At 63.9% G+C, this 19,695-nt stretch carries 18 protein-coding genes; 10 read left to right on the forward strand and 8 right to left on the reverse strand.

Features of this window, described 5'->3' with window-relative positions; all coding sequences use genetic code 11:
* Positions 1-3: 3 nt before the first annotated feature.
* A complete protein-coding gene (locus tag AC3WJU_RS03565) occupies positions 4-1,098 on the reverse strand; it encodes a flavin-containing monooxygenase (RefSeq protein WP_492259131.1) in 1,095 nt (364 codons plus the stop codon).
* Positions 1,099-1,168: 70 nt separating this feature from the next.
* On the opposite strand from AC3WJU_RS03565, the gene AC3WJU_RS03570 reads away from it, so the two are divergent.
* Positions 1,169-1,789, forward strand: a complete 621-nt coding sequence (locus AC3WJU_RS03570) for a TetR/AcrR family transcriptional regulator (RefSeq protein ID WP_441437720.1) — start codon at positions 1,169-1,171, stop codon at positions 1,787-1,789.
* Between the two features lie 5 nt (positions 1,790-1,794).
* Here the strand turns inward: AC3WJU_RS03570 and AC3WJU_RS03575 are convergent, their stop codons facing one another.
* Positions 1,795-2,190, reverse strand: coding sequence for a helix-turn-helix domain-containing protein (locus AC3WJU_RS03575; RefSeq protein ID WP_059388722.1), 396 nt, complete (start codon positions 2,188-2,190; stop codon positions 1,795-1,797).
* A gap of 60 nt (positions 2,191-2,250) precedes the next feature.
* Between AC3WJU_RS03575 and AC3WJU_RS03580 the strand changes: the two genes are divergently transcribed.
* Both AC3WJU_RS03580 and AC3WJU_RS03585 read left to right on the forward strand, forming a co-directional pair.
* Positions 2,251-3,027: a TetR/AcrR family transcriptional regulator gene (locus AC3WJU_RS03580; protein ID WP_492259132.1), complete on the forward strand. Its 777-nt coding sequence runs from the start codon at positions 2,251-2,253 to the stop codon at positions 3,025-3,027.
* A 112-nt stretch (positions 3,028-3,139) separates the two neighbouring features.
* Positions 3,140-4,396, forward strand: coding sequence for an acyl-CoA dehydrogenase family protein (locus AC3WJU_RS03585; RefSeq protein ID WP_492259174.1), 1,257 nt, complete (start codon positions 3,140-3,142; stop codon positions 4,394-4,396).
* Between the two features lie 174 nt (positions 4,397-4,570).
* Here the strand turns inward: AC3WJU_RS03585 and AC3WJU_RS03590 are convergent, their stop codons facing one another.
* Together AC3WJU_RS03590 and ptsP are read right to left on the reverse strand one after the other, a co-directional pair.
* Positions 4,571-4,849 carry an HPr family phosphocarrier protein gene (locus tag AC3WJU_RS03590; RefSeq protein WP_492259133.1) on the reverse strand — a complete coding sequence of 93 codons (279 nt, stop codon included), beginning with the start codon at positions 4,847-4,849 and terminating at the stop codon, positions 4,571-4,573.
* A 41-nt stretch (positions 4,850-4,890) separates the two neighbouring features.
* Positions 4,891-6,579, reverse strand: a complete 1,689-nt coding sequence (ptsP, locus tag AC3WJU_RS03595; RefSeq protein ID WP_492259134.1) for a phosphoenolpyruvate--protein phosphotransferase — start codon at positions 6,577-6,579, stop codon at positions 4,891-4,893.
* A 117-nt stretch (positions 6,580-6,696) separates the two neighbouring features.
* On the opposite strand from ptsP, the gene AC3WJU_RS03600 reads away from it, so the two are divergent.
* From AC3WJU_RS03600 to AC3WJU_RS03610, 3 genes are all read left to right on the forward strand, one after another.
* On the forward strand, positions 6,697-7,419 hold the full coding sequence (locus AC3WJU_RS03600) for a TetR/AcrR family transcriptional regulator (protein WP_059388720.1): 723 nt from the start codon (positions 6,697-6,699) through the stop codon (positions 7,417-7,419).
* A gap of 69 nt (positions 7,420-7,488) precedes the next feature.
* On the forward strand, positions 7,489-9,444 hold the full coding sequence (locus AC3WJU_RS03605) for a PTS mannitol transporter subunit IICBA (protein ID WP_492259135.1): 1,956 nt from the start codon (positions 7,489-7,491) through the stop codon (positions 9,442-9,444).
* Positions 9,444-10,592 carry a mannitol-1-phosphate 5-dehydrogenase gene (locus AC3WJU_RS03610; protein ID WP_492259136.1) on the forward strand — a complete coding sequence of 383 codons (1,149 nt, stop codon included), beginning with the start codon at positions 9,444-9,446 and terminating at the stop codon, positions 10,590-10,592. Before AC3WJU_RS03605 ends, AC3WJU_RS03610 begins: the two co-directional genes overlap by 1 nt.
* Positions 10,593-10,811: 219 nt before the next feature.
* Here AC3WJU_RS03610 and AC3WJU_RS03615 read toward each other — a convergent pair whose 3' ends face one another.
* A complete protein-coding gene (locus AC3WJU_RS03615) occupies positions 10,812-11,300 on the reverse strand; it encodes a MarR family winged helix-turn-helix transcriptional regulator (protein ID WP_284756083.1) in 489 nt (162 codons plus the stop codon).
* Positions 11,301-11,360: 60 nt separating this feature from the next.
* On the opposite strand from AC3WJU_RS03615, the gene AC3WJU_RS03620 reads away from it, so the two are divergent.
* Positions 11,361-12,092, forward strand: a complete 732-nt coding sequence (locus AC3WJU_RS03620) for an NAD(P)-dependent oxidoreductase (protein ID WP_459342989.1) — start codon at positions 11,361-11,363, stop codon at positions 12,090-12,092.
* Positions 12,093-12,273: 181 nt separating this feature from the next.
* Here the strand turns inward: AC3WJU_RS03620 and AC3WJU_RS03625 are convergent, their stop codons facing one another.
* Entirely contained in the window at positions 12,274-13,746 is a 1,473-nt protein-coding gene (locus AC3WJU_RS03625; RefSeq protein ID WP_059388717.1) for an amino acid permease, read from the reverse strand.
* Between the two features lie 158 nt (positions 13,747-13,904).
* Here AC3WJU_RS03625 and AC3WJU_RS03630 point away from each other — a divergent pair, with 158 nt between their 5' ends.
* The 3 genes from AC3WJU_RS03630 to AC3WJU_RS03640 all read left to right on the forward strand — a co-directional run bounded on the left by AC3WJU_RS03630 (position 13,905) and on the right by AC3WJU_RS03640 (position 16,192).
* A complete protein-coding gene (locus AC3WJU_RS03630) occupies positions 13,905-14,408 on the forward strand; it encodes a GNAT family N-acetyltransferase (protein WP_059388716.1) in 504 nt (167 codons plus the stop codon).
* A gap of 82 nt (positions 14,409-14,490) precedes the next feature.
* Positions 14,491-14,937 (forward strand): MarR family winged helix-turn-helix transcriptional regulator, encoded by a 447-nt coding sequence (locus AC3WJU_RS03635; protein ID WP_306963595.1) that lies wholly within the window; start codon positions 14,491-14,493, stop codon positions 14,935-14,937.
* A gap of 28 nt (positions 14,938-14,965) precedes the next feature.
* Entirely contained in the window at positions 14,966-16,192 is a 1,227-nt protein-coding gene (locus tag AC3WJU_RS03640) for an MFS transporter (RefSeq protein WP_492259137.1), read from the forward strand.
* A gap of 77 nt (positions 16,193-16,269) precedes the next feature.
* On the opposite strand, the gene AC3WJU_RS03645 is transcribed toward AC3WJU_RS03640, so the two are convergent.
* Both AC3WJU_RS03645 and AC3WJU_RS03650 read right to left on the reverse strand, forming a co-directional pair.
* Positions 16,270-17,730, reverse strand: a complete 1,461-nt coding sequence (locus tag AC3WJU_RS03645; protein WP_492259138.1) for a sugar porter family MFS transporter — start codon at positions 17,728-17,730, stop codon at positions 16,270-16,272.
* A 258-nt stretch (positions 17,731-17,988) separates the two neighbouring features.
* Positions 17,989-19,641, reverse strand: coding sequence for an MDR family MFS transporter (locus AC3WJU_RS03650; RefSeq protein WP_284988974.1), 1,653 nt, complete (start codon positions 19,639-19,641; stop codon positions 17,989-17,991).
* Between the last annotated feature and the right edge of the window lie 54 nt (positions 19,642-19,695).

Consider the following 19,695-nt stretch of genomic DNA (forward strand, 5'->3'; position numbering starts at 1 on the left):
ATGTCACATTTGAATAACGGGCGCGGTGACCCGTTTTTGCCCGGCCTGGCCGGCGATGAGTCCCGCGACGTGTTCGGCGTCGCGGCCGACCCCGCCCACGAGGCCGGAGGTCAACCCGTATTGGAAGGGCATGCCCACAAAGAACAGTCCTGGGAGTTGTTCCACGGCGCCCCGGAGGGTGAGCGGCCAGCCGTCCTCATCCGTGGGAAGTCCTTGGATCCAGCCAAAGTCCGGTTGGTAACCAGTAGCCCAGATGACCGTGGACACCGGTATCGCGTGGCCTTCATCGGTCAGGGGTTGGCCATCGCGCGTGCCCTTCAGGCGTGGTAGGCGGGTGACTCCCGCGGCGTCGAGCTCCCGCGTTGAGGTCCGGATCAGTGGCGCGCCGTGCTGGGTGAACCCGAGCGCGACCTTGCGGCCGATAGGGGTGGATCTGTTCAGCACCTTGTGGATGAAGAGCCACCAAAGCCCGCCGGCGTATCGCGTCACGGGGCCCGGAATGTGGAACGGAGGGTTTCCTGCGATGTAGGTGCGGTGCGTGGGTGCGAGCTCCAGGGCGATTTCGACGCCGGAGGTGCCGGAGCCGACCACCAGGACATCTCCGGGCGGAATTGAGTCCGGGTTGGAGTATTCCGCTCCGTGCAGTTGGTGGATGCCTGGATCGAGATCCCTGGCGAACGCCGGGACCCGTGGCTGTGTATTCGGGCCCGTGGCAACAACAACGTTTCTCGCCAGGATCGACCCGGCGATCGACTGCACCCGGAACCGGCCGTCCTCCCGCTCGATGCCGACGACGCGGGCGCCATGGCGTACCGGGAGTTCCCAGTTCGTGGCGTAATTCTCGAGGTATTCGGCCATGGCGTCTTTGCCGGGAAAGGTCCCCCGGGCGGCTGGAAATGGCAGGCCGGGAAGGGAATCGTGCTGCGCCGGGGTGAAGAGGCGCAAGGAATCCCATCGGCTCCGCCACACGTCGCCGACGCGGGCCTGCGAGTCCAGGATGAGGAAATCTTGCAGGTGTTTCTTCAGGTGGTATCCGGTGGCGAGCCCCGCCTGCCCTGCGCCCACAATTACCGTGTTCACTGCCTCATTGCTGTCCATCGCGAAGCCTCCTGAGGTGTCCGAGGTGATTAGAATAGCATTCCAGTCACTGGAATGCTATTCTTTTTTCGTGGAAATCCGGCACAATGACAGGCGCTTAGCTCAAGCTGTCGCAACCAAAGCTGCCGTGGTGGAGGCCGCCCGTCAGCTGTTTCTGAGCAAAGGGTATGTGGCCACCACTATCGGGGCCGTTGCCGAGCAAGCAGGTGTGGCCGTCCAGACCATCTACAACTCCGTGGGCAACAAGGCTGCGCTGCTCTCGGCCGTGGTTGACGCGACGGCGGCGGGTCCGGATGCTCCCCGTTCCGTGCCGGAGACCATGCGCGAGCGGACTGCCGCAGCCGCCGACGCCGGAGCGGTCCTGGCGCTGTTGGCCGACTGGTTTGCCGAGGTGAATCCGCGGAGCACCCAATTGTTCACCGTCATGCGGCAGGCCTCCGCTGTCGACGCCGAAGCCGCAAAAGTGGAGCGGGACCGGGCCGAAACCCGGCTACGGAACTATGCGGAAGCTGCGGCCGCGCTCAGGCGGCGCGGGGCACTGAGCTCCGGCATGAGCGACGAGCAAGCCGCTGCCGTGATCTGGTCGGTGGGTCATCCGGACACCTACCGGTCACTCGTGCTGGACTTCGCCTGGGGATTGGACCGCTACCGGGATTGGGTCCACGCTGCGCTCAAGGCGGCCCTCGCGTAGCTTTTCTACTTGTTGCTTTCCTCTTCCGCCGCGGCCGTCTTCTTCTGGGTTTCCAGCCACGTCATGATGTCCGCGAGCCTGATGCGCCGATGCGTGCCGCGGTATTCCACCGGGATTTCGCCACGGTCAGTCATGTTCCGCAGGTAGGTGTGCGAGATTCCCGCGAGTTCGGCCGCCCTCGACGTCGTGAGCATTTCCTCGACGCTGCTCACCGTCACAGCTTCACCTCGGCCCAGCCTGCCAAGGAGGTCGACGACGGCGTCCCTCGCCTCATCCGGCAGCCGGTGGACCGTGCCATCCACGAAGACGGTGATGTCGTTGCTGTCCTGGAGTGAGCGCGCCAGGTTACGGGCGTCGTCCGCGGGCAAGCCAGGCGTCACGCGGGGAGCTATCAATGCCATGGCAGAAGCCTAGTCGCGCTCAAGGCTGTGCGGTTACGCCGCCGTGTTAGATTCACGCCTATGGTCAACTACCCCGCCAATCCGGATCCCGCGCTCGCCGTGGCCGCGGCAATCGATCTACTGGTGCGGCAAGGCTATGACGCGACCTCCGTGGACGACCTTGCCGATGCCGCAGGGATCAGCCGGAGCACGTTTTTCCGCAAGTTCGGCTCCAAAGAGGACATTGTTTTCGCTGATCACGACCGTATTCTGGCGCGGGTCCAGGACCTCCTTGCGCGGACGACGGCGGATCCGTTGCGTGCCGTCGTGGATGCCGCGCTCTTGGTTTTTGGCCACCATGTGGGCAACTGGAGAACCTCCCTCGCCCGCTACGAGCTTCTGCATCAAGTGCCGGCCCTTCGTGATCGTGAACTTGTCATGACGCATCGCTATCAACGGGCTTTCCGGAATCATCTTCTTTCCGCGTTGCCCGAGGGCGAAAGCCGCGAGGTCACGGCCGTGGCCTTTGCCGCTTCGGTGGTTGCTGTGCACAACAGCGTCCTGCGCCAATGGCTGCGGGCGGTTTCTGCTGGCGAACGCGAGGCGGATGCGGAGCGCGTCACGGGCGCGGAGCGCGATGTGCGGGAAGCTGAAGCCGAAGAGCTGGCCGCGCGGCTCGGGCGTGAATTGGGCGCGTTGGCGGACACTTTCGCCCATGTTTCAACCGGCGAGGCGGGTAGCGACGCAGCCGGTGCCGCGTCCGCGCCAGGCGGCCGGCCCGTCGTCGTGGTTGCCGTCCTGGATCCGGCAGCGGGTACGGAACGGATCCTTCAAGCGGTTCGGGACGCCCTGGCTTAGTTCGATCCAGCAGAATCCATGGTGGAACTGAGTTCCTTGACATGAAACTGAGTGTCAGCGCATGCTGGGAGTCGTAGATCGCAACCCCGAGCGAGGATCCCCCATGACGACGATGTCCAACAGCGCTTCCGAGGAACTGGATGCCATATTCCCGGTCGGCGCAGCTTTTCCGGCTGGCACCATGGAGCCCGAGTATGTCCTGAACGAATCCCTGGACCCGGACCCGGCCTCCGTCTTCAAGGACGTTAGCCGCGAAGACCGCGCCTACTGGGACCGCGCGCGGACCTTTGTCCAGGACGACGTGCTCCCGGTCATCGCGGGGTACTGGGAGCGCGCGGAGTATCCGCTCCATCTGGTGAAGCGCCTGGGTGAACTTGATCTGCTGCGCGACGGAATCAACGTCGACGGGTTCCCGGCCATGAGCAAAACCGCCGCCGGACTGGTCACCATGGAACTGAGCCGCGGGGACGGCTCCATCGGCACAGTCGTCGCAGTCCAGGGCGGCTTGGCTTTGCGGTCCGTGGCGGAATGCGGTTCCCCAGAGCAGCAGGACCGTTGGCTTCCCGCGCTTTCCCGGGCCGAGGAATATGGCGCTTTCGCCTTGACCGAGCCCGCGCACGGTTCCGATTCGGTGGGACTCGAGACGACTGCGACCGCCGTCGACGGCGGCTATGTGCTCAACGGTGAAAAGAAATGGATCGGCAACGGCTCGATCGGCGGGCTGACCGTCGTCTGGGCCCGTGGCGACGACGGGCAGGTTCACGGATACCTCGTCCCCCAGGATTCCCCCGGGTACTCCGCCACGACCATTGAAGGCAAGCTGTCACTCAGGGCAATCTGGCAGGCACACATCCGCCTTGAGGATGTCTTCGTCCCGGCGGAAAACGCGCTCCCGGGTGCCCGGAGTTTCAAGGACACAGCCCGGGTGCTCTTGGCGACCCGGCTGGGAGTGGCCTGGTCCGCCGTCGGGCACGCCACTGCCTGTTACGAAACCGCGGTGCAGTACGCGGCCCAACGCCGGCAGTTCGGCCGCCCGTTGGCCGCTTCGCAGATTGTGCAGGAGCGACTTGCCCGGATGCATTCGGAGCTCGCCACCATGCAGCTCATGGTCATGCAGATGACCAAGCTGGACGATGAGGGCGTGCTGACTCCCGCGCAGGCGGCGCTCGCGAAGTTCACCTGCACCCGCACTGCCCGCAGCATCGCCTCGAACGCCCGCGACCTGCTCGGTGGCAACGGGATCTTGTTGGCCAACCGCGTGGCCCGGCACTTCGCCGACATAGAGGGAATCCATACCTATGAAGGCACAGAGACTGTCCAAGCGTTGATCATCGGACGCTCGATCACGGGCATCTCCGCCTTCGCCTAAAACGGTATCCCCCGCCCCCGGCGCGGCCCCCCAGACGCTCGCTCAGATATGAGCCCAAAATCCCGGACGCTCGCTCAGATATGAGCGCAATCGACGTAACGCTCGCTCGCCAATCAACGGCGAGCGTCTGGCGGGAGGCCACCATATGTGAGCGAGCGTTTGAGGGGGAGGCGCCTACTCCGCGTCGAGGTCTGTTTCCAACAGTGTCACCAGGGAATCGAGGGCAGCGTCGGCGCCGTCGCCCTCGGCCCGAAGCACCACGACGTCGCCCTTCGCCGCGCCGAGCGTCATGAGCGAAAGGATGCTGGCGGCGTCGAGCGCGTTATCGGCAGGCGAACCGGCCATGGCGATGGTCACTTCGACCGGGGATTCCCCTGCGGCTTCGGCAAAAATCGCCGCCGGACGGGCGTGCAGTCCGGAGCGGCTGGCGATGGTGGCGGTGCGTTCGGGCATGGTTTCTCCTTGTGTTCAGGTAGGGGGCAGTACGGCTGGGCTCAGAGCCCGAGTTCTTCGAGGATCGGCAGTTTGGCGCGGACCCAGGCTTTCGCGTCAAGCGCATCGGGTGCGCTGAGCGCCAGCCGGGCCAGCTCTTGCGCTTGTTCCAGCGTCACCGTTTTGAGCACGGTTCCGACGGCGGCCAGCGAGCGGGCGGTCATGGAGAGCGTGGACACGCCCAAGCCAACGAGCACGACGGCGAGGGCCGGGTCCGCGGCAGCCTCACCGCAGACACCAACCGGTTTGCCGTGGCCCTCTTCCGCCGAGCCCGCCACCGTCAGCTGAACGAGGCGCAGGACGGCGGGCTGCCACGGGGTGTTGAGTTCGGCGAGGGGGCCGAGTTGCCGGTCGGCGGCCATGGCGTACTGGGTGAGGTCGTTGGTGCCGAGGGACGCGAAGCCCACGTGGCGCAGGACCGACGCCGAGGTCAATGCCGCGGAGGGAACTTCCACCATCACGCCGGGCGTCTTGATGCCCGCGGCATCGCACATCGACGCGAAATGGGCGGCCTCGGCGGCGGTCGAGATCATGGGTGCCATGACCCACACCTCGGCTTCTGTTTCGTCGGCAGCGATGGCGATGGCCTCAAGCTGGCGATCCAAAACACCGGGCGTGGTGAAATCGGTGCGGTAGCCGCGCACCCCGAGGGCAGGGTTGGGCTCAGTGGCGTCGGTGAGGAAGGGAAGGGGCTTATCGGCGCCTGCATCGAGGGTCCGGAGCACTACTTTCTTGCCCGGGAAGGCGTCGAACACGCCCCTGTACGCGGCGGCCTGTTCCAGCACGGTCGGTTCGGTGTCGCGTTCCAGGAAGCAGAATTCGGTGCGGAAAAGGCCCACGCCCTGCGCGCCAAGCGCGGCGGCCGCGGCAGCGTCCTTGGCGCCGCCGACGTTGGCGAGGAGGGGCACCAAGTGGCCGTCCGCCGTCGTGCCGTTTCCGTCAAAGACCGCCAGAGTGGCGGCGTTTTCGACCCATGCGAGGGCAGCCGCGCGCTGTTCTTCGCTGGGTTCGAGGGAGAGTGAGCCGGCTGCGCCGTCCACAAAGACTTCTGCGCCGTCAGGAATTTCGTCCACTCCGCGGGCCGCGACGACGGCGGGCAGGCCGAGCGAGCGCGCGATGATCGCCGTGTGGGACTGCGGTCCGCCGCCCGAGGTGACCAGTGCTGTCACGACGGCGGGGTCCAGCGTTGCGGTGTCGGCGGGAGCGAGGTCTTCGGCCACGAGGATGAACGGAGTGTCCGACGCCGGGATCCCCGGGGCGGGGACTCCGCGAAGTTCGGCGACGATCCGCGCGCGGACGTCCAGGACGTCGGTGGCGCGCTCGGCCATGTATCCGCCCAGGTTGTGGAGCATTTCGGACACGGAGGCGCCGGCTTCCCAGATGGCGCGTTCGGCGGAGCTGCCGTTGTTGTTGATGAGCTTGGTGGCCGATTTCAGGAGCATGGTGTCCTTGGCCATGAGCGCGGTGGCTTCCAGCACGGCCTTACCGTCGCCGCTGGCCTTGTCCGCGCGTGCTTTGAGTTCGTCGTGGACCGACTGTGCTGCCGCTTTGAGGCCCGCGACGGCGTCTTCCGCGGTGGTGGATGCCGCTAGCTTCTCGCCCGACGGCGGTTCGCTGACTGGTTTGGGCATCTGACGGATAGTGCCAATGACGCGGCCCGGGCTAACGCCTACTCCTTGGAAATTCTGCACTGAAATCCTCTGTTCCTGCTCTCGGATCGGACCCACCGGCTGCGGCGCCTCGAGGTCCGAAAAAATCTCCTGTGACTCACTTCATATAGCGTTGCTATAGGTGCTAGGGTAGCGGCTATGAGTTTCGATGACCAGCTTCCGCCCAAAACTCGGCTGCTCCGTGCAGCTGCCGAGTTGCTGGCGAATTCGGATGGGTCGCCGGTCTCTACGCGCCAAATCACCAAACTTGCCGGCGTCACGGCGCCCACGCTTTACCACCACTTCGGCGACAAGGAGGGGCTGTTCGACGCCGTCGTTGCAGCCGGCTTCGAGGAGTACGTGGCGGGAGAGCGGGACTTCGCACCCTCCGGGGTACCCCTGGAGGACGTCCGCCGGATGTGGGACAACCACGTCCAGTTCGGACTTACCCAACCGCACCTTTACCTGGTGATGTTCGGCAACATCCGTCCGGAAAGCAGGCCGGCCATCGTGGCTGATGCCGAGTCGCTTCTGGAGGAGATGCTGAGCAAGGCGGCCATTGCCGGGCAGATCAACGTACCCCCGCGTGAGGCGGCCAGAAGCATCCTGGCGGCCAACGTTGGCGTCACGCTCATGCTCATCGCAGAGCCTTTGGAAGACCGGAACCTCGAACTCTCCACCATGACCCGGGATTCCATGATTTTCGCCGTGTCCACGGAAACAGCCCGTGGCGCCGCAGCAGACGACTCCGGCAAGTCGTCCGTTGTTGTTGCGGCAATCGCGCTGAATGCGGCACTCCAAGCCTCGCATTCAGACCAGCTATCCAGTTCGGAACTGAAGCTGTTCCTTGAATGGCTTCACCGAATCTCCAGCAGCTCCTAGAGCTGTCCTCCTTCGATAGATATCGACTGATTCCGCATTGATGCGGGACTCACGTTAGGAATTCACACAATGGCAACAGCGTCAGTTGCGAAACCGCGCACCAGCGTGCGCGTTGGTGTCCAAAAGTTCGGAACGTTCCTCTCGGGCATGATCATGCCCAACATCGGGGCCTTTATTGCATGGGGCATCATCACCGCCCTGTTCATCCCGGCAGGGTTCTTCCCCAATGCGGACCTGGCCAAACTCGTGGGCCCCATGATCACGTACCTGTTGCCGCTGCTGATCGGCTATACCGGCGGCCGGGCGGTCCATGGCATCCGCGGCGGCGTGGTTGGAGCCGCCGCCACCATGGGTGTGATTGTGGGTACGGATATTCCGATGTTCATCGGTGCCATGCTCATGGGCCCGCTGACGGCCTGGATCATGAAGAAGCTCGACAAGGTGTGGGAGGGCCGGGTCAAGCCGGGCTTCGAGATGCTGATCGACAACTTCTCCGCAGGCATCGTCGGTGCCGCACTGGCCATCTTCGGCATGCTGGTGATCGGTCCGGTAGTTAAGGCCTTCAGCGACGGCGCGAGCAACGTCGTCGAGTTCCTGGTCCACAACGGACTCCTGCCGCTGACCAGCATCTTCATCGAACCCGCCAAGGTCCTGTTCCTCAACAACGCGGTCAACCACGGCATCCTCACTCCGCTCGGTACGGAACAAGCGCTGCAAAACGGCAAGTCCATCTTGTTCCTGCTCGAGGCGAACCCCGGCCCGGGCGTCGGCGTCCTGCTCGCGTACATGTTCTTCGGCAAGGGCCTGGCACGGGCATCCGCTCCCGGCGCCGCGCTCATCCAGTTTGTCGGCGGTATCCACGAGATCTACTTCCCGTACATTCTCATGAAGCCGATCCTCATCCTCGCCACGATCGCGGGCGGCATGACCGGCATCTTCACCTTGGTGGTCACCGGCGCGGGCTTGCGTTCGCCGGCAGCCCCTGGCAGCATCATCGCCGTCTTTGCCGCGACAGCGAAAGACAGCTATTTCGGTGTCGCCCTGTCCGTGCTCCTCGCAGCCACAGTGTCCTTCCTGATCGCCTCCGTGATCCTGCGGACCAGCAAGACCACCGATGTGGACGCGCTGGGCCAGGCAACGTCCAGGATGGAAGAACTCAAGGGCAAAAAGAGCTCCGTTTCCTACACCCTCCTGGGCGCCGGCGGCGGTACCGCCGTCCTGACCCGTCCTATCCAGAACATCGTGTTCGCGTGCGACGCCGGCATGGGCTCCAGCGCGATGGGTGCCTCGGTCCTGCGCAACAAGATCAAGGCAGCCGGTTTCCCGCAAGTCAAGGTCACCAATTCGGCCATTGCCAACCTCAGCGACACTTACGACGTCGTGGTCACGCACCAGGACCTGACAGAACGCGCGCGTCCGGTCACCTCCAGCGCCGTGCACGTCTCCGTGGACAACTTCATGAACAGTCCCCGGTACGAGGAGATCGTGGAACTGGTCAAGAGCAGCAACGCCGGATCCGGCGCTGAGGGCTCGACGGCGGTTGCCGAACCGGCCGCCGCTGCCCACGCGGCCCAGCCAGCCGTCGTCGGGGGCAAGGATGTCCTGCTCCCCGAAAGCGTGATCCTCACCGGCACCGCGACGGATCGTGACTCGGCCATCGACGAAGCAGGCAAGCTCCTGCTGGACCGCGGCGCCGTGGACATGGGCTACATTCACGCCATGCATGAGCGCGAGGAATCGGTGTCCACGTACATGGGCAGCTTCCTGGCCATCCCGCACGGCACGAACGCTGCCAAGAACCACATCCTGCACTCCGGTGTGTCGATCGTCCGCTATCCCGAGGGCATCGACTGGGGCGGCAAGCAGGTCAAGTTCGTCGTCGGCGTCGCCGGCATCAACAACGAGCACCTCCACATCCTGTCCTCCATCGCCAAGATCTTCACGGACAAGGCGCAAGTGGCCCAGCTTGAACAGGCCACGTCGGTTCAGGAAGTGCTGGATCTGTTCGGGAAGGTCAACGCATAGTGAAGGCAGTCCATTTTGGGGCAGGGAACATCGGACGGGGATTCGTCGGCTTGCTGCTGCACGAGGCCGGATATGAGGTGGTCTTCGCCGATGTCGCGGATGCCTTGATCAGCCAACTCGCCTCCGCGTCCTCCTACGAGGTCCACGAGGTCGGAGAAAACGCGGCGGTCAAGACCGTGTCCGGTTTCCGGGCCCTGAATTCGGGCACCGAAGAGGTTGCCGTCGTCGCGGAAATCGCGACGGCGGACCTCGTCACCACGGCGGTCGGGCCGCACATCCTCAAGTTCGTGGCACCCGTGATCGCGCGCGGCATCGCCGGCCGCTCGCCGTCGTTGGCTCCGCTCCAGGTCATGGCCTGCGAGAACGCCATCAACGCCACGGACCTCCTGCATTCCGAAGTGGAAGCCGCTTGGGACGGTGCCGCCGGTGACCTGTCCTCCGTTGCTGTTTTTGCGAATACCGCGGTGGACAGGATTGTCCCCAACCAGGCGCCGGGCCAAGGCCTGGACGTCACTGTGGAGACCTTTTACGAGTGGGTCATCGACCAGACGCCGTTCGCGGGGGAGGCGCCGGTTATCCCCGGCGCGACCTTCGTGGACGAGCTCGGTCCGTATATCGAACGGAAGCTCTTCACGGTCAACACGGGACACGCCTCGGCAGCATACTTCGGCTACGGCGCCGGCTTGGAGAAGATCTCCGATGCGATGGCCGACGCCTCGGTGGCCGCCCGGGTGCGTGCCGTGCTGGAGGAGACCAAACAGCTTCTCGTGGCCAAGCACGGCTTCGTCGAAGCTGAGCAGGAAGCGTACGTGCAGAAGATCCTGTCCCGCTTCACCAACCCGTACTTGCCGGACACCGTGAACCGGGTTGGCCGTGCTCCGCTCCGGAAGTTGGGCCGGCACGAACGGTTCATCGGCCCGGCAGCGGAACTGGCCGAGCGCGGAATAACTCCCGTTGCCTTGCTCGACGCGATGTCGGCTGCCCTTCGTTTCGACGACGGAGCCGACGACGAAGCCGTGGAACTCGCCCGGATGCTTTCGGAGATGGACGCCGCCGAGGCGGTTGAGCGGATCACTGAACTGCCGCCGTCGCACCCGTTGTTCCCGCAAGTGCAGAAGCTGATCGAAGACCGCAAGGCCGAGGCCTAGCCTTTCCGGCGACGCCCGCTGGCGGTCCGGTGCGCCCGCGTGCCAGCCGGCCCGGTGCGCCCGCGTGCCAGCCGGCCCGCGACGCCCGCTCAGATATGCGGGCCTTTTCCGGGACGCTCGCTCGGATATGCCGGCTTTTTCCTGAACGCCCGCTCACCCTCCTTTACCGGATGTGAAGGAGGGTGAGCGCTTTGGGCTCCAAAAGTGAGCGAGCGTCGATCAATTGCCGAGTTCTTCCGACGCCGTTCTTCCGGCGGCCTGGACGCGCCGCAGGAAGTCGGTAATGACTGCGATTTCAGCGTCGTCGTAGTCTGCGCAGATGGTGTCCATGAGGCTGTTCATTCCCGAGTAGAGGCGGAACATCTCGGCGTTTCTGTCGGGAAGAACCCGGATCACTACGGCGCGCCGGTCGGACGGATCGCGGTCCCGGACAATCCAGCCTCCGCGTTCAAGCCGGTCGAGGATGCCAGTCATGGTGGCCGGGTGCAGGCCCGCGTGTTTGGCCAACATGCTCGGGCTGAGCGGCCCGCGGCTTGAGATCAGGTCAAGACAATCAAGGTCAACGTCCTTCAGCTCGGCTTGGGTGCCGACCTGGTGATTGAGTACGGCTAGTTGCACGCGCACGCCCCGAAGCTCGGCTTTGAGCTCAGCGACAGCACGCCGCCGACGGCGCGGAGTTGCCGCCTCTTGATTTGATATGGAACTCATATGATATCGTTTCTGTATTGTATGGTTTTCCTAGGACAAGAATACCGGAGGCCGCATCACATGAAGATTGCAGTATTCGGGGCGAACGGCCCCACCGGAAGGATTCTCACCGCACAAGCGCTCGACGCCGGACACGTCGTCACCGCTGTCACGCGCAGGCCGCACGAATTCCCGATTTCCGCTCCCGGCCTAAGTGTGGTCGGCGCCGATGTGTACAACTTCGAGGACGTGAGCGCCGTCGTCGAAGGAAGTGATGCCGTCCTCTCAACCCTCGGCGTTCCATACAGCCGACAGCCGATCACGGTCTATTCAGTGGGCACCGGCAACATCATCCGGGCAATGGGCAACCACGGCGTCCGTCGATTGGTCTGCGTGAGCTCCAGCGCCACCGACACTACGGCCGGCCCGCATGGAGGGTTCCTTTTCGAGAAATTGCTGCAGCCACTCGTTACCAAGCTGCTGGGGAAGACCCTGTACGAGGACATGCGGCGAATGGAATCTGCTGTCGCCGCCAGCGGCCTGGATTGGACAATCATGCGGCCTTCCGGTCTTTTCGAAACCGATTCCGTGACTGAATACAAGATGGCCGTTGACTACATAAATGGCACTTTCACGTCGCGGGCCGACCTTGCGGACTCAATGCTCAGGCAACTCACTTCGGACGAGTTCGTGCGCAAGAACGTAGCAGTTGCAACCTTTTCGCAGAAGCCGAGCCTCATTCAGCTGCTTTTCCGCGAGGCCAGCAGCAAGAAGGCCGCGCCGGATAGCGTCCCCGAGGGAAAGTTGTCATGAACTGCCACAGAATGCCCGAAACCCTCCTTCGCGTGATGACGTGAAGGAGGGTTTCGGGTTTTGCCCATATAGGTGAGCGCGCGTCCGAAGGATGGCCGCTATATGTGAGCGGGCGTTGCGTCGAAAAGGCTCGTTTGTGAGCGCGCGTCGGAAGGATGGCCGCTATATGTGAGCGGGCGTCCTAGCGGGCGGCGGTTTCGACTGCGGCCGTCTCGGTTTCGGCCATGGCCTTCCACTCGGCGACGCGGGCTTGGTGCAATGGCGATTTCCGGACCAAGGCGTAGGCGACGGCGAGGATCGCGAACCAGATGGGCGTTACGAGCAAAGCCGTGAGGGTGTCCGGCTGCGTCGTCAGGGCCCAGACCAGGAAGCCGAAGAAGGCGAAGACCACCCACACCATCACGATCCCGCCGGGCATCTTGAACGTCGATGCCTCGTGCAGTTGGGGCCGGCGCTTTCGGAAGACGAGGTAGCTGGCCAGGATGATCGACCACACGAACATAAAGCAGACGGCAGACACCGTGGTGACCATGTCGAAAGCTGCTCCGATGTCCTTGCCCGCGTAGAGCAGGGCGACGCCGCCAAGGAGAAGCACGCAGGATAGGAACAGGGCGTTCTGCGGAACCTTGCGGCTCGAAAGACGGCCGAACATCTTGGGGGCATCGCCGTCGTTCGCCAGGCCAAACACCATGCGCGACGTCGAGTAGATACCGGAGTTGGCCGAGGACATGGCGGAAGTCAGGACCACGAGGTTCACCACGGTGGCCGCAATGCCCAGTCCGGCCAGGGAGAACATGGCGATGAACGGGCTGTGGCCGGCTTTGAACTCGGTCCACGGGATGACGGACATCAGGATGATGAGCGCGCCGACGTAGAACAGCATGACCCGGACCGGGATGGCGTTGATGGCGCGGGGCAGGTTGTGCTCCGGGTTCTTGGTCTCGGCCGCGGCGGTGCCCACCAGTTCGATACCCACAAAGGCGAAGACGGCGATCTGGAAGCCGGCAACGAACCCCATGAATTCCTTGGGGAAGAAGCCGCCGTGGCTCCAGAGGTTGGTGAAGCTTGCGGCGCCGGCGTCGGACGTGAAGCCGGTGGAAATCATCACGATGCCCACGATGATCAACGCGGCAATGGCGATGATCTTGATGAGCGCGAACCAGAACTCAGTCTCGCCGAAGGCCTTCACTGTGGGGAGGTTCAGGAGGAGCAGGATGACTATGGTCGCGAGCCCTGGAATCCAGAGCGGCACGCCCGGCCAGAGCTCATTGGCGTAACCCGCGATGGCGATGACATCGGCCACGCCAGTCACCACCCAGCAGAACCAATAGGTCCAGCCGGTGAAGAAGCCTGCCCAGGGACCGAGGAGGTCGCCCGCGAAGTCGCTGAAGGACTTGTAGTTCAGGTTGGACAGCAGGAGTTGGCCCATGGCGCGCATGACGAAGAACAGCATGAAGCCGATGATCATGTACACGAAGATCACGGACGGCCCGGCGACAGAGATGGTCTTTCCGGAGCCCATGAACAGGCCTGTTCCGATGGCGCCGCCGATGGCAAGCAACTGGATGTGGCGGTTGCTCAGTGAGCGTGCCAGATGCGGCTCGCTGTCTTTGCTGGAGGCAGTGCGTTGCCCCGTTGTTGTCTGGTCGGACATATCTGCATCCTTCGGGTGATTCGCCGCATGGTGACGTGGCTAACAATTCTGCTAGTCCAAACTAACTCGAACCATTCAAAAATTTGTGATTGATCGTTTCACCTAGAATTCATGAAGGCACGTAAACCGAAGCCGCCAGCTTGTGTCAGGCTGGTGTTATGAGTCACGCAAATCCAGGAGTGAAGCCGCTGTTGAGCATGGTTCTGGACGAAGGCGTCTTCACGCTCCGCCGGGCCCATTGGGAGGACCTCCCTGCCATCCTGAGACTGCTCGCCGCCGATCAATTGGGCAGTTCCCGTGAAAATGCCGAGGACGTCGGCCCCTATCTGCAGGCGTTTCAGCAGATCAACGAGGATCCGGCCCAACTGTTGGTGGTGGGCCACTTGAACGGCGCTTGTGTTGCAACTTTCCAGCTGAGTTTCATCCCGGGCTTGGCCCGGAAGGGCTCGCTGCGCTGCCAGATCGAGGCCGTGCGCGTCGCCGCCGAGTTGCGGGATCACGGTGTCGGTGCGGCCATGATGCAATGGGCCATCGAAGAGGCGCGGAACAGGGGCTGCACCCTGGTCCAGCTCACCAGTGACAAGTCCCGCAAGGACGCCCATCGCTTCTATGAGCGGCTTGGTTTCGTGGCAAGTCACGAGGGAATGAAGCTGGCGCTGTAGCGCGGGCGGCCTGGAGGCCGCGCCAAACCAAAGGCACGCACCCCTTGATATTTAGGCAGCCTAACTGTTAGGATACCTAAATATGAATACCAATCACGTTGACGACGCGCTCCTTGCCCTCGCCCAATCATTCCGGGAAGCTTTGCGGCAGAGCGTCTACGTGATGCGCCGCCTCGATTCCGAGGAGCAACTCAGCTCGGCCCAGCTTGGCGTCCTCAAGATGGCGCTCGACGGCGGTGCCCGCGTCGGTGGGATCGCACGGAACCTTGGGGTCAAGGTTCCCAGTGCCACGGAGCAGATCATCAAGCTTGAGCGCGCGGGCCTGGTCAAACGCGAAGCGGACCCGGACGACTCCCGTGCCGTCCGCGTCGCCGCGACGGCAGCGGGGCGTGCCGCCGTCGAGAACGCAGACCGTCGCCGTAACGAATTCATCGCCGGGATCCTCGGAACGCTAAGCCAGGCGGAACGCGACGCCGTGGAAGCCGCCCTTCCGGTGTTCGACAAGATCAACCATTCAGTCCAGAACTGAACAAGCCAAGAAACTAGGAGAGCAGTCCATGAAAGGCCAGCTCGCAGAGCAACTGCAGCCAGCGGAAGAAACCCTCGAGGCCGAGAAGGCTTCGTTCCTCAAGCAGCCCAAGGCTGTGTGGGCCACGGCGATTGCCGCCGTCTTCGCCTTCATGGGCATCGGTTTGGTGGACCCGATCCTGCCGGCCATCGCCAAGAACCTCCAGGCCAGCCCCAGCCAAGTGTCGTTGCTCTTCACGAGCTACTTCCTCGTGACTGCGGTCGCGATGCTCGTGACGGGGTTCGTCTCTTCGCGGATCGGCGGCAAGAAGACGCTCATGATCGGCCTGGCCTTGATTGTCGTGTTCGCCTCGCTCTCCGGCCTGTCCGGAAGCGTGGGTGAGCTGGTCGGATTCCGCGCGGGTTGGGGACTTGGCAACGCTCTCTTCGTGGCCACCGCGCTTGCCGTGATTGTCGGCGTCGCGAGCGGTGGAACCGGAACTGCGATCATCCTGTACGAAGCAGCCCTTGGCCTGGGCATTTCCCTCGGCCCGTTGCTCGGCGCGCTTCTGGGCGGCTGGCAGTGGCGCGCGCCGTTCTTCGGCACCGCCGTCCTCATGGCCGTTTCCTTCATCGCCTTGCTGGCCTTGTTGCCCAAGACCCCGACGCCGGCAACGAAGGCCCGTTTGCGTGACCCTCTCCTTGCCCTGGGTCACAAGGGCCTCCGCACCACTGCGGCCAGTGCCCTGTTCTACAACTACGGCTTCTTCACGATCCTTGCCTTCACGCCCTTCATCCTTGGAATGGACGCCTACGGTATCGGCGCCGTGTTCTTCGGTTGGGGCGTAGCAGTGGCCGTGTTCTCGGTCTTCGTGGCTCCCCTGCTGCAGCGTCGCTTCGGAACCACCAACGTCCTGGTCGGCACCCTCGCCGCTCTTTTGCTGGACCTCGTCGGGCTGGGACTGGCCGCGGGGCACTCGGTGACTGCCGTCGTCGTGCTTGTCATTGTGGCGGGCGCCCTGCTGGGCATCAACAACACGCTCTACACCGAACTGGCCATGGAGGTCTGCGATTCGCCGCGTCCCGTGGCTTCGGCCGGCTATAACTTTGTGCGCTGGATGGGCGGGGCGCTGGCTCCGTTTGTCGCGGCCCAGCTGGGTGAGCACTTCGGCCCGCAGGTTCCGTTCTTCGCGGCCGCCCTTGCCCTCGCGTTCGCGATCCTCGTGGCCGCTGGCGGCCGCCGCTTCCTGAAGTCCCACGAACCGCACCTCGTGTAGGAGGGCCCAACTAGCTCGCATTCGTTGTCGTTTTGAGGCCTCATAACGACAACGAATGCGAGTCAGTTGGGTGGGGGCTACTGGGGTGTGACCGCGAGCTCCGCAGGCTTGGAGCCCTTCGGGACGAACAAAGTGTCGGCCTGTTCGAGGGACATGCCGTTGGTTTCTGGCACCTTGAACATGACGAAGAAGAACGACGCCGCCGCGAACAGTGCGTACATGCCGTACGTCAGCGGAAGCGAACCGGCCGCCATGACGGGGAAGCTCAAGGTGATGGCGAAGTTGGCGATCCACTGGGCTGCGGCGGCCAGGCCGAGCGCACGGGCCCGGATGCGAGACGGGAAGATCTCGCCCAGGAGCACCCACACCAACGGTCCCCACGAAGCGCCGAAGCTCACCACGAAGACGTTGGCGGCACCGAGGGCCACAGGACCCCAGGCGCCGCTCAAGGAAACCGAAGAACCCGTCCCGCTCGCGGAAGAAAAGGCCAGTGCCATGGCGCCCAGGGACACAGCCATACCAATGGAGCCCGTCAGCAGGATGGGCCTGCGGCCAATGCGGTCCACGAGGGCGATGGCCACGAGCGTGACCAGGATGTTGGTGACGGACGTTGCCACCGAGATCGCCAGCGAGTCCTGCTCGTGGAAGCCGACTGCCTTCCACAGGGTGGTGGAGTAATAGAAGATCACGTTGATACCCACGAATTGCTGCAGCACCGACAGGATGATGCCGATCCACACCACGGGCTGCAGGCCAAAAGCCTTGCCGCGGAGCGAGCCCTTCTTGGTGGAGAGTTCGTCCTGCTTGATGGAGTCGCGGATTTCGCGGATATGGCGTTCGGTATCGTCGCCGGGCATCAGCGTGTCGAAGATCTTGCGTGCGGTGTCTTCCTTGCCGTTGAGGACCAGGAAGTGCGGGGACTCGGGCAGTCGGAAGGCGATCAGGCCGTATATCGCTGCGGGCACGGCGCACGCGATGAACATCCAGCGCCAGGCCTCAATTCCGAGCCACAAGGCGTGGTGTGCGCTTCCCGCGGACGTTGCCAGGACGGCGTCGGACAGCAGGGCCGCGAAAATGCCGGTGGTGATCGCCAGCTGCTGCAGCGACGCGAGCCGGCCGCGGACCTGGCGCGGGGAGATTTCCGAGATGTATGCCGGCGCGATCACCGACGCAAGGCCGATGCCCAGGCCGCCAACCAGTCGCCAGAAAACCAGGTCCCAGACGCTGAAGGCCAAGCCCGTCCCGATGGCGCTGACCAGGAAGAGTGCGGCACCAAGCTTCATGGCCGGGATGCGGCCATAGCGGTCTGCCACCTTGCCCGCTAGATACGCCCCTGCCGCGCAGCCGAGCAACGCGATCGCCACAGCGAAGCCCGTGACGGCTTCGCTCAGCATGAATTCGGCCTTCATCGCATCGACTGCCCCGTTGACCACGGAGGAATCGAAGCCGAAGAGGAAACCGCCCACAGCTCCGGCAACGGCCAGGCCAATTACCTTGCGTGGGACGCCGGAACGGCTGTCGGAGCTGGAATTGGGCATGGCTCTCCCTTGAGGAAATGTGGTGGATTGTGCGGCGCGGTCGTCGTCGGCAGCTGGTTCCGACGGGGACGCCGGTGCACTCGCGCTACACAGTGTGGCACGCTGCCAGCGTGACTTCCAGTCAACCGGGCCAGCCACACCGGACGTGTCACGCCACGCAAACCTTCACGCCGCCGTCGGGCACGCCACCGCGCGAACACTGGAAACGACAACGGCAGGCAGTCCAAAAGACTGCCTGCCGTGACGCGGATCGAGATATTAGTGCGCGGAAACGGATTCCTTCGCTGCCGCCTTCGGATCCGTGAGTTTCTTGTTCGGCAAGGCGAACGTGATGAGGAACGCGAGGCCGGTGAGCGCCGCGGCGGTCAGCATCACAGTGTCGATCGACTGCGCGAAGCCTTCAAGGATAGGCCGCGTGAGCGCCGGGTTGGCGTGGTGCAGCCAGCTGGTGTCGTTCAGCGAATCGTTTGTGGCGCCGTTCTTGAAGAAGTCGTACAGCTTGGCGTTGGCGGGATCCGCGGCAACCGCAGGATCCTTGAGCACCTTGAGGTAGTCCGCGCTGCCCATGGCGTCCTTCATGCCCGAGGCGATCTTGTCGGCGGCCAGACTGAAGAGCATCGAGATGAACACGGCGGTACCCACGGCGCCGCCCATGGATCGGAAGAACGCCGCGGTGGACGTGCCCACGCCCATGTCCTTCGGCGGCACGGAGACCTGCATGGCCAGAGTGAGCGGCTGCATGCAGAAGCCCAGGCCCATGCCGAAGAAGACGGCGATCAGGCCGGGAACCCAGAGGCCGGTGTCCACGCCGAGGGACAGGCCCATGACGATTGCGGCGGCGGTCAGGATGCCGGTGCCGAGGATCGGGAAGATCCGGAAAACGCCCGACGCCGAGATGGTCCGTCCCGCTGTAATGGAACCGAAGAGGATGCCCACCGTGAAGGTGATCATCATGAGGCCGGCCTCGGTAGGGGTGAGGCCCTTGACCAGCTGCAGGTACATCGGGAGCATCGCGATGGCCCCGAACATACCGATGCCAATGATGAAGTTCAGCAGGGAAGACAAGCCGAAGGTGATGTTCCTGAAGAGCCGAAGGGGGATCAGCGCGTAGTCGCCGGCACGCCGCTCAACCAGCAGGAAGGCGATGATGCCGATGACGCCAAGCCCGTAGCAGATCCATGCGTTCCCGGAGGTCCAGCCCCAGCTGCGGCCTTGTTCGGCCACGAGCAGCAGCGGAACGATTGCCAGCGTGATGGCTGCCGCGCCCCAGTAGTCGATCTTCTGCTTGACGTGCTTCGCGGGCAGGTGCAGATAGAAGAACACCACAGCCAGTGCGGCCAGCCCGATGGGCAGGTTGATGAAGAAGACCCAGCGCCAGCCGTCGAAGCCAAGGATGTTGGCCGAGCCTGCGAAGGCACCGCCGACCACGGGCCCGAGCACCGAGGAAACGCCAAAGACGGACATGAAGTAGCCCTGGTACTTGGCACGATCCTTCAGGGCAACGATGTCGCCGATGATCGTCAAGGCGAGGGCCAGCAGACCGCCGGCGCCCATGCCCTGGATGCCGCGGGCGATGGCGAGCTCGGTCATGGAATGCACGGAACCGGCGTACAGGGATCCGGCGAGGAAGATCAGGATCGCGGCGAGGTACAGCGGGCGGCGGCCGAAGATGTCGCTGAGCTTGCCGTACAACGGGGTGGTCACCGTGGATGTGATGAGGTAGGCCGTAGTGGCCCACGCCTGCAGGGACAGGCCGTCCAGGTCGTTGGCGATCGTGTAAATGGACGTGGACACAATGGTCTGGTCCAGGGAGGACAGGAACATGCCGAGCATGAGGCCCACCATGACGGTAAGCGTCTGACGGTGTGTCAAGACCTCTCCGGCGGCCCGCACAGGCGTGGCGTTGGACATTGCTTCTCCAAGGGTGGATGTAAGGGGACTAAGCAGGATAGTTGCTTTCAGTAA

This window comes from Arthrobacter sp. FW306-1B-F12A, from assembly GCF_058781865.1.